The organism is Ruminococcus sp. MSJ-25, assembly GCF_018917825.1.
Lineage (GTDB): Bacteria > Bacillota > Clostridia > Oscillospirales > Ruminococcaceae > Hominimerdicola > Hominimerdicola aceti.
The window spans coordinates 1-10,713 of the sequence record NZ_JAHLPI010000007.1; the positions used below are offsets into that span (position 1 = coordinate 1).

At 40.2% G+C, this 10,713-nt stretch carries 8 protein-coding genes and 2 pseudogenes; 5 read left to right on the forward strand and 5 right to left on the reverse strand.

From position 1 onward, the window contains the following. Window positions 1–198: 198 nt before the first annotated feature. From KQH97_RS02055 to KQH97_RS02070, 4 genes are all read right to left on the reverse strand, one after another. Complete coding sequence (locus tag KQH97_RS02055) at window positions 199–2,307, reverse strand: nucleoside-diphosphate sugar epimerase/dehydratase (RefSeq protein ID WP_242989197.1); 2,109 nt, start codon at window positions 2,305–2,307, stop codon at window positions 199–201. Between the two features lie 110 nt (window positions 2,308–2,417). Next, complete coding sequence (locus KQH97_RS02060; protein WP_117928375.1) at window positions 2,418–3,122, reverse strand: CpsB/CapC family capsule biosynthesis tyrosine phosphatase; 705 nt, start codon at window positions 3,120–3,122, stop codon at window positions 2,418–2,420. Window positions 3,123–3,141: 19 nt separating this feature from the next. Then, entirely contained in the window at window positions 3,142–4,635 is a 1,494-nt protein-coding gene (locus tag KQH97_RS02065) for a polysaccharide biosynthesis tyrosine autokinase (RefSeq protein ID WP_216552417.1), read from the reverse strand. 538 nt (window positions 4,636–5,173) lie between these two features. Continuing rightward, on the reverse strand, window positions 5,174–7,249 hold the full coding sequence (locus KQH97_RS02070; protein ID WP_216552419.1) for a glycoside hydrolase family 3 C-terminal domain-containing protein: 2,076 nt from the start codon (window positions 7,247–7,249) through the stop codon (window positions 5,174–5,176). Between the two features lie 384 nt (window positions 7,250–7,633). On the opposite strand from KQH97_RS02070, the gene KQH97_RS02075 reads away from it, so the two are divergent. The 5 genes and pseudogenes from KQH97_RS02075 to KQH97_RS08815 all read left to right on the forward strand — a co-directional run. Further along, on the forward strand, window positions 7,634–8,236 hold the full coding sequence (locus KQH97_RS02075; RefSeq protein WP_117878052.1) for a hypothetical protein: 603 nt from the start codon (window positions 7,634–7,636) through the stop codon (window positions 8,234–8,236). Between the two features lie 3 nt (window positions 8,237–8,239). Beyond that, complete coding sequence (locus KQH97_RS02080; RefSeq protein ID WP_216552421.1) at window positions 8,240–8,995, forward strand: class D sortase; 756 nt, start codon at window positions 8,240–8,242, stop codon at window positions 8,993–8,995. Window positions 8,996–9,008: 13 nt separating this feature from the next. Continuing rightward, a complete protein-coding gene (locus tag KQH97_RS02085; protein WP_216552423.1) occupies window positions 9,009–9,911 on the forward strand; it encodes a hypothetical protein in 903 nt (300 codons plus the stop codon). Between the two features lie 205 nt (window positions 9,912–10,116). Beyond that, window positions 10,117–10,320 (forward strand): annotated as a pseudogene (locus KQH97_RS08810) (transposase); the annotation flags it as partial. Between the two features lie 14 nt (window positions 10,321–10,334). Beyond that, window positions 10,335–10,484: pseudogene (locus tag KQH97_RS08815) on the forward strand (type IIL restriction-modification enzyme MmeI); the annotation flags it as partial. Here KQH97_RS08815 and KQH97_RS02095 read toward each other — a convergent pair. Further along, the coding region (locus KQH97_RS02095) for a type III toxin-antitoxin system ToxN/AbiQ family toxin (protein ID WP_216552427.1) at window positions 10,481–10,713 on the reverse strand (233 nt) is incomplete at its 5' end. The pseudogene KQH97_RS08815 and the gene KQH97_RS02095 overlap by 4 nt on opposite strands.

Consider the following 10,713-nt stretch of genomic DNA (forward strand, 5'->3'; position numbering starts at 1 on the left):
AAACGTGCAGCTAGCTGCACGTTTAAGTCGAACAAACAACCGTCCTATGCGTCCCCTCAAATGGTTTTCGCCTATCGAATTTCTTAATAATAGTGTCCAATATGATTGACAAACCTACACATCAAGAAAAAGTGTGAAATTTTAGGCATAAAAACAGCACCGCAGAAATCCCCGCAGTGCTGAAATATGGATCTTTTATTATTTTGCCGCAGAAACTGCAACATCGTTTCTGCCATATTTTTCATTACCTGTTGGCTTATCACCTACAGGACTGAATGTTGGAACGATCTTTTCGACCATTTCAACGATATTTTCGTCATTGTTATAGCTTGCACGAGCAAGCTCTCCAAGCTGACCAAGGAACGTTTCTGTGTCAAACGGTATAGGCTTTCCGATATGGATAAGCTCATTATCCGTCTTCATCATGCCCTCCTCTGCCATAAGCTTCTCTTCAAAAAGCTTTTCGCCAGGACGCAGACCTGAGTAAACTATTTTAATATCTACATCAGGCTTATATCCTGAAAGTCTGATAAGATTTCTCGCAAGAGTGTCTATCTTCACAGGCGCACCCATATCAAGGACAAATATCTCGCCGCCCCATGCGTATGTGCCTGCCTGAAGAACAAGGCTCACAGCCTCAGGTATAGTCATGAAATATCTTATGATATCAGGATGAGTAACAGTAACAGGACCGCCTGCTTCTATCTGCTTTTTGAACAGCGGGATCACAGAGCCGTTGCTTCCAAGAACGTTTCCAAAACGAACTGCAACAAACTGTGTGCCATTTCTGTCCTTATTGCCAACGCTTTCGATCTTAACCGCTTCACTGCTCTCTATATTATCAACAGCTATCTCGTCTATCGGATCGTTCTCAAGCATACCATCTGTCATTTCATCAACGTGTGCATGGAGCATAGGCAGAAGATCTGTTCTGCCTGCCTTGCTGATAGCGTCCATGCTCTGGATGACCATTTCGCAGAGTCTTTTACTTGCGCCCATAATATTAGTAGGGTTTACAGCCTTATCAGTGCTTATAAGCACAAACCTCTTTGTGCCATGCTTCAAAGCGGCATAGGCTGTCTTGTATGTACCAACAACATTGTTTTTGATAGCTTCATTAGGGCTTGTTTCCATAAGCGGAACGTGCTTATGTGCTGCAGCGTGATAAACGATATCAGGCTTGTATTTTTCAAAAACGTCATTGATACGTCTGCTGTCACGAACAGAGCCGATAAGCGTCACAAGATTGAGTTTACTGCCATATTTACGTTTAAGCTCCTGCTCTATTTCATAAGCATTGTTTTCATAAATGTCAAATATTATAAGCTGTTTAGGCTCATGACCTGCTATCTGTCGGCAAAGCTCGCTTCCGATAGAGCCACCGCCACCTGTTACCAATATGGTCTTACCCTTAAGGTGCTGGAATATCTCGTCCATGTTTACTCTGATAGGCTCTCTTCCAAGCAGATCCTCGACTGCAACAGGCTTCATCTTGCTGAGAAGCACCTCACCGTTTGTTATCTGATAAACGCCCGGAAGCTGTTTCATCTCACAGCCTGTTTCCTTACAAATATTAAGGATATCCCTTTTGTTCTCAGGTGATGCAGTTGGAATTGCAAAAAGGATCTGATCAATATTATACTTTTTGACGCTTTCCATAATGCAATCACGGCCACCGACGATAGGAACTCCTCCGATATTTCTTCCCCACTTATTTGGGTTATCATCGATTATGCAGAGTGGTCTTGCATTTGCACGTTCTGACATCGTAAGCTCTTTAAGGATCATCTGACCAGAAGCACCTGCACCAATGACCATTGCATTATGCACTGCCACCTGATTTGTTACCTGTTTTGCTCTTAAAAGGGTGATATATCTATAGGCAAAACGCACTGCTGTTATAAGCACGAACTGAGTTCCCGCTCCTACTATATAGTAAGCCACAGGCATTCTCATGAAGAGTAACGTTATACCCACAGCCTGGAATATGGTAGTAACTATCGAGGCCAAAAATATCCTTGACAGTTCGCCAATGCTAGCAAATCTCCACAAACTATTATAAAGCTTGAACACAAAAAACACCACAACACAGAAAGCTGTATATATTGGAGCAAACTTTACATAGGCAAGCATATACTCTTTTGGTATTGCAGAAAAAGTAAGGTCAAATCTGATGAAAAGTCCGAAAATGTAGGATAGATTTACGGCAACAATATCATAGAAACACAGAAAGAATGCAATAAGCATCCAATGCTTTATCTTTTTGTTTTTCCACACCTGAACTGTGTTTTCACTTGTTTTCTCCATAAATAAAACATACCTCCGCTCAATTAAAGCAATGAATAAGATCACACCATGGCCACCCCTCAATGGCACAGTGCAGGCTATTTATAATATCATCAATATTTTTTCTATACTTAAAAAGCAAACATTCTTTCTTCGTCAGCCATAGCAGACATGAGTACTTTATCAGAACGTCTTATATTTTCACTTCCAGATCTTTTAGCTATAAGATCAAAATTAGGTTTTCTATCATCAAGATTATGAGCATCGCTTCCAAAGACAAAATCTCTGCCACTTGAAATAAGCTTATTAACAAAACGTCTTGTGGAAAAATGCTCAAAAGCTTCTGCATTTATCTGAAAAACTGCATCCACAGACATCAGACTTTCCAGATCTGACTTTGAATAAACGCCCATATATCTATGTACATGGGCGATTATCGGAATAAGCCTTCGAGAATTTGCTATCTCGTCTATCTCCTCGACGATCCAACTGTTATACTGAGTGAAGGGTGGTTCAAGAAGAATAAGTCTTGTTCCGCTGATACACAGCTTTTCAAGTTCTCCTAATACGCTGATACCCTTTTCTATAGCCACCTCAGCACCAATATGTATATCCTTCACGGCTGGGTCAGCCGCCATGAGCTTCTCATAAGCATTTTGCCGTTTGACAAGATAACTGTCTAAAGAAGCTTCCCTGTGCATATAAAAATGCGGTGTCGCCACAATTATACCTATGCCCTGCTGTTTCATCATTTTTATCATTTTAAGTGATGTTTTGATGCTGTCAGAGCCGTCATCAATATTCGGCAGTATGTGGCTGTGATAATCGGTAGTCAATCTAACATCTCCATGTCATTTAACTTTCGGCAGAAGCATCCTTCCCACCGTATTTATAGCTGTAGTCATATTTATACTTGTAGCTATACTTGTATCCGTAATGAGAACCGTTCTTTGCGGAAATATCATTAAGAACGAAACCAAGCAGATTGCAATCGCCTATCTCAAGCTTCTTCATAGACTCCTCTATCTCCTGATATGTAGTTCTTCCATATCTTGCAATGAGAAGAACGCCTGCGACCTCGTCTGCAAGGCTCATTACGTCAGTTACAGGAAGCAGCGGGGTGCCGTCGATAATAACATAATCATACTTATGCTGAACATATTCAAGCAATTCACGCATTTTCTCAGAAGCAAGAAGCTCTGACGGGTTTGGAGGCAAAACGCCTGATGTAAGAACAGCAAAATTGCCATTCTTGGTTTCATGCACACACTTATCAAATGTGCTTTCACCACTCAGTATTGTTGAAAGTCCAACATTGTTTTTTAACTTGAAGTTTCTGTGCTGAACAGGTTTTCTCATATCAGCGTCAATAAGAAGAACCTTATTTTCTGTTTCAGCCATTGAAGCTGCAAGGTTAGCAACTGTTACAGACTTACCCTCACTTGGATTAGGACTAGAAACGACAACTATCTTATTTCGTGTTGTAGAAAGTGTAAACATAAGGTTTGTACGCATTGTTTTGTAGTTCTCTACAATATTAAATGGTATATCCTTATTATTGAACAGAAGCTGTTTTTTTCTGTCAGCAGAAGAACCTTCATCCTTTTTAGAAGTCTTTCCGCCAATATTCATTATTTCACCAACGATAGGCTTCTGATAAATGTCGCCAAGCTCATCAGAATTCTTTACAGTGTTGTCGAAGAAGTCGATAACAAGTATCACTAGAACAGCCACCATCAAGCCACCAACAAAGCCAAGGGCAACATTTTTAGTGGTGTTAGGAGAAACAGGTGTATTGTAAACTTCAGCATCACCTATCTTTTCAACTGAGCCTGCACCGATAACTCTTATAAGAAAGCTTGGAGCGACGTCAGCCATGATGTTACAAAGGTCAGAAGAAAGCTTTGCATTGGTTGTTGTGGCAGTTATCTGAAGTACCTCTGTCTGATTTACAGCGGTCATGCTATAAGCATTTCTCAGGCCGTCATTTGAAACCCTGCCGCTTGTTACAGTAAAATAAGGAGCAAGCTGTTCAGGAGTATACATCTCAAGAAGCTTATCGCTTACCTCGTTCATTACCGGGTCATCAGTAAGTATAACAATGTAGGTCTGTACCAATGACTTTGAAGCGTTAATATCCTGTAAGTCAACATTAGTCTTATCCTGACCCGTTGACTGATTATCAGCACTTTTAACATACATTGAAACGTGTGACTGATACTGCTTACTCATAACAAATTTTGATACGAAAAGGGCCAGTATCGCACACACTATTGAAGTGGCAACGATATACCAAACCTTTCCGAGAAGAAGTACCAGAAGATCCTTGATAGTGTAATTTTTTTTCATTTGAATAATTCACCCTGTTGTTGATATTTTCGTTATTTTCCCAAAAAATAAACCGTACAATAATAATTTTATCACATTCTATTAAAAAAGTCAACTTTAAACGATACGTTTTTTTGTATTTCAACAAAAAAATGGTTTTTTGTTGAAACATACAATAAGATAAACAAAATCAGCCAAGTATTTGTCGGAAAATCATATAAGCTGACAGCTTAATTTAACAATTATGAACGGCTACTGTAAAAGCCGCCATTACAGTCGTTCCAAAAGTATTTACCAGTCTTTGTATCACAAGTATGCCAAAATTCATGACAGGATAATTCTAACATAATCAGATGTCAACAACGTTATTTTCATTGGAGTATGCAAAAGTTTCAAAATCTCATTGGAAAAGCACAATGTGATAGGCTCTGTCACCAAAGTAACAGAGCCTATCATCAGAAATGATATGTTCAGACAGCCTTTCAGGCGGCATTCATTTACTTCACCGAAACAATAAGAAGCAAGCTTGTGATACTACCGTTTGTAAAATCTCTTTTCACTATCGTTCTATCTCGATACTCATACAGTTTGTACCACTAAGCTGACAACTAAGTTCATCAGGCTGATGCGTACCAACATAGAGGGTGAATTCTTTTGCAAACTGTTTTCTCTCGCCGATATCTGACACTGTTGTGAAAGCTTTGTCAGGTACTTCGATTTCAACATCAAGCTTTTCACCTTTTTTGACAAAAATCCTCTTGAAGCCGCACAGCACAGGATAAGCCGGAGCATTATCACAATGTGATTTAATGTAAAGTTCGATAACATCACAAGTATCGGCACCGTTATTTTCTACCTCTACATTGACTTTGCCATCGTCATAACTAAGCGATGTAACAACAACATCTCCATAAGTAAGACCATAGCCGAATGGATAAAGAATGTTATCTCTCGTGTACCTGTATGTTCTATCAGACATAGCATAATCAGTAAAGCAAGGCAGCTTGTCGGCACTATTATAGAATGTAACAGGCAGTTTTCCTGACGGCGATACTTTACCAAAGATAATATCCGCAATAGCCTTGCCACCCTCTGAGCCTGGATACCATGCGTGGATAAGAGCGTCACAATCATGCTCGATATTTATTGAGCTTCCTGCCGCACATACCACTATCATAGGCTTGCCGATCTTTGCAACACGCTTTATAAGCTCACGCTGACTTTCAGGAAGTCTTAGATCGTTTTTGTCACCTGATGAAAACTCATTACCTGTGTCGCCCTCCTCGCCCTCAATAGTGGCGTCAAGGCCAACGCAAAGTATCACAACATCAGAATTTGCCGCTGCCGCCTCGGCTTCGGCGTATCTATCCCCTGCCTGTGCAAGACCCGATACTCTGTCCTTATACAAGTGACAGCCTTCAGCATAAAGCACCCTGCCATCAAATGCGTCCTCGATACCCTCAAGGAAAGTAACATACCTGTCGGCTGTGCCGTTATAATTGCCCTCTAAAGCCGCTCTGCTGTCCGCATTTGGACCTATTACCGCGATAGTTGATATTGATTTTTTGTCAAGCGGAAGAATACCCTTGTTTTTGAGCAACACCATGGACTTCACTGCACACTGGTAGGATACAGCTTTATGCTCAGGGCAAGAAACAACGCTGTATGGTATGTTGTCATACTCCGTTGACTTGTCAAACATACCAAGTCTTATGCGAGTTCTCATAAGAGCAACACAGGAAGCACGGATTTCATCTTCTGTCACAAGCCCCTTGTCAAGAGCAGAAAGCAGGTGTACATACGTACAACCGCAGTTCACATTACAGCCTGCTTTAAGTGCCATTGCGGCCGACTCTACAGGAGAAGACGTCACCATATGGTGTTCGTGGAAATCCCTTATTGCCCAGCAATCAGAAACAAAATAGCCATCAAAACCCCATTTGTCGAGCTTGCCCATTAGAAACTCACTAGCACATGACGGCTCGCCATTAACACGATTATACGCACCCATTACACCCTCGACCTTTGCTTTTTTCACAAGCTCCTCAAAAGCGTAAAGATAGGTCTCTTCAAGGTCTTTCCAATTAACCTCTGCATTAAATTCATGGCGAACAGCCTCAGGTCCGCTATGTACTGCAAAATGCTTTGCACAAGCGGCAGTTTTCAGTACCTTGCCACTGCCCTGCAAGCCTTTTACATATGCCTTGCCGCACTCTGCGGTAAGATAAGGGTCTTCACCGTAAGTCTCATGACCTCTGCCCCAGCGTGGATCTCTGAAAATATTTATATTAGGTGCCCAAAGGGTAAGACCTTTGTATATATCTCTGTCATCACGCTTTGAATACTCATTATACTTAGCACGAGCTTCTGTGGAGGTTATATCTGCCGCTTTGAACACAAGGTCGGTGTCAAACATGGCCGCAAGACCTATTGCCTGTGGAAACATGGTGGCAACACCGCTTCGTGCAAGCCCATGGATACCCTCATTCCACCAGTTATAGGCAGGAATGCCGAGCCGCTCAACAGCAGGAGCGTCATATCTAAGCTGTGAAGCCGCCTCCTCTACGGTCATTTCATTTACAAGTGCTTCAGCTCTTTCCTGAGCTGAAAGGCTTTCATTGAGATAATTTTTCATATATCCTCCTTGTACATTACATCAATTATATAATACACGAAAATTATACACCATGGCATGATATCGTGTCAAGGCGTATAATTATAATAATTAATGTAGAAATTATATCTAAATGCTTTGAGATCAGCTTTAACAAAAATCATAAAAGCACCAAAACAGTAATGTTATAAGTCTTTTATTTGAGAATGCCGAGGATCTTTTGCATTTTCCAGCAATATACAATTATATGAAACAGCGCATATACGCACTTATACATAACTATTTCAAGTTATCGTAAAAATATTTGCTTTTTTCTGAAAAAAATACCAATAAAAATATTGACAATCGAATTTTAATAGTGTATAATATTGTTATAAGAAAATATTACGAAAGGTGATAGGTGTTATGAAAAAGATATTTAAGTCAATTTCGGCTTCTGTTACTGCGTTCATCATTGCTTCAACAATGGTTGTAAGCGCATCAGCAGCTTCTTCTGCTGATGTTGTTTCTGCAGCTAAATCAGCAGGTGTTCCTTCTAACCATGTATCAGAGCTTAAGAACTACCTTGATTCCCACGCTTCAAAGTTCAGCTCTGCTGACTATGATTACATGGTAAAGGCTCTCTCTGATTGTGGTGCTACATATGTTCAGCCTGTTGCTGACAAGCTTTTTGGTGCAGGAACAGATCTTGCTTCACTAACAAACGATCAGCTCAGACAGGTGTTTAAGGAAATGGGCGAGGATAGCAGAAAGGCTATTGCTGATGCTTGCGTAGCTACAGGTAATCACTTTGGTGTTACTATCAAGGTAGATGAGCTTACAAGCAAGGATTGGAACGTTCAGGTCGTTGATTCAGATGGCAATACAAACATTGGAACAAACACAGGTAATGGTTCTCTTAATACTGGTGCAAACAGCATGACAGCTGTTCAGGTTGCTGCGGTTCTTACACTTGCTCTTAGTGCATTTGGTATTACAGTAGCTGTTAAGAAGAACAAAGAGTGCTAAGATATGGTCAGGAAAGAGGATAAAACTTCCTCGTCTGACGCAAACAAACTTAAAAAAAATAAGAGGACGTCAGTGGCTGTAATGGTCTTGACGCCTCTTTTAGTTTTGGCTCTTTGTTTGTCTATCATGACGCTGGTAAGTTATAAAAAATTCATAGAGCTGCAAGGATATGCAGCAATAGCGTTCAATGAGAACGCTCACTTGAAAAACCCATCAGAGGATAATAAATACAGAAATGCAGACGCACTGCCTATGAAGGAATTAACAAAAGTCACAGTGCCAAATTCTGATGAAAAGACGGAACAGCATGAGATAATCTATCCGTATTACGGCGACAAATATGCCGAGCTGACCGTAAAGAATGATAAGGCAGGCATTGACAAAGAGCCTGTTTACTGGGGAGACTCTGATGATCTCCTAGCAAAAGGGGTTGTGCAATCTAACTATTCTGCATATATAGGTGCTACAGGCAGAGTTGTCCTTGCAGCACATAACCACACTTATTTCAGATATTTACCTAATATTCTAGTGGGTGATCAAGTGATACTAAAAACAGATTATGGTAAATTTACTTATGAGGTCACAGAAACTAAGGTACTTCCAGATACAGATACTTCCCTTTTGTATTATGACGTGACCGCAGATCCACCTGTAGATGATCTGATACTCTACACTTGCTGGAACAATGGCTATATGGGTCTTTCAGATCAGAGGCTATATGTTATCTGCAAAGTCGTAAGCAAAGAATATAAGAATTAGGAGGGTAAGATCTGTGAAAAACAAAAAACTATACAACTACCTGCCTAATCTGATAATCTCACTGTTTTTGGCGTTTATATTCCTTGCGCTGTCACTTCTGTTTGCGGCAGACAATATTTTCTTTGAACCGACAACCTATACGAACAGTATGCACAAGATAAAAATCGAGGACACGGCTTTCCAGGAGATACAGACATATTGTGAACAACAATATGCCTACACTGGTGTTGAAGCTGATACCCTGAAGAAGTCGATTAACAAAACTGATGTATCAAACGCTATTTATAGCTATGTTGAAGATACTTTCAGTTATATTCTTGGCAAAAAGAACGAACTTCCTGAATTTAAGGCAGACTTTACGCTTCTTGAAAAGAATATCTCAGATGATTATACAAAATGGGCTGAAAAAGAAGGCGTTAAATATACTCAGGAACTTGAAGACATAAAGCAGAAGACAATAAAAAATGTGGAACAGGCAATCGAATCCGACCTTGACGTTATGCTTTTGAGCCATATAAATAAACCTAATGGCATTTCCACAAAGCTTAAAGATCTGCTTGTGCTTGCGAGAAAAATAAGGATAGCTCTTATTGCAACGGCTGTTATATTTATAGGCGTTATGGCAGCAGTAAACAGAAAGCATATAGGCGGTTTGCTTTATTGGGTAGGTACTTCACTTTTCTGTTCCTCAATGCTCATTCTTGTTCCGTGTGCTATCCTAAAGGGTACAAAATATTATGACGGGCTTGCGATACATAATGACACTGTGTATAATGCACTAACAAGATCCATGTATGGCTTAACTGACAGCCTTATTAAATTATCGACAGTTACTCTCATAGTGGCAGTTCTTTTTATGGCACTTTTTGCGTTGATAATCAATCTGACAAAGTTCAAAAAGAAAGAAAAATGCTAAATTTATCAGGGGCTGTAAAAAAAGTCCCCAAGAAAAAAGGCTGCGATCTTGCCAAAAAGCAAGACAGCAGTCTTTTTTTGTGGTATAATTAAAGTATCATGAATAACCAACCACAAGAATATTATACACCATATCAATTAAAATTTCAATAGAAATTGAAAAAATAATTGAAACAACTGACCCAGTATATACATTTTGTGAAGTGATGAATCATATTGACCTGAGTAAATACCTGACGACTGAGGACCGCAGGACAGGCCGTCCAAGATATGAAGAAGAAACTTTGCTGAAAGTAATACTGTTTGCATTTATGGAAAACGGATACGAATCATTACGAAAAATAGAAAAACTCTGCAAAACCGATATTCGCTTTATGTGGCTGCTGCAGGATAATCCTCCGCCAAGCCACTCGGCAATGTCTATAATGACCTACCGCCTGAGCTGCTGCTTGCACATATCAATCTGGACAAAGCCGTTGAAAAGCTTTATGGCGAACAGCTATTCTTCAATGACGACGCACGTCTCAAAGTTCTGATCAAGCTTTTCAATAAACAGAGAACAGGCAGCCCCTAACGGGATCTGCCTGTATTTTTGCGTCTGCGTATAATGGCTGGATGTCTAACTGGAATTTCTGCACTTGCCGCAACAGCTTTTTCTTTCGGCTCGTACTCGTTTGACTGTGTTTTAGCCAAACGTCTTTCAAGAACAGCCTCAAGCTTTTTGAAATCACAGCAACGGCGTGTGAGGTTGATATTCTCCATTGAATGATTAAGCCTCAAATCATAAAGTTTTCTAGCTTTAC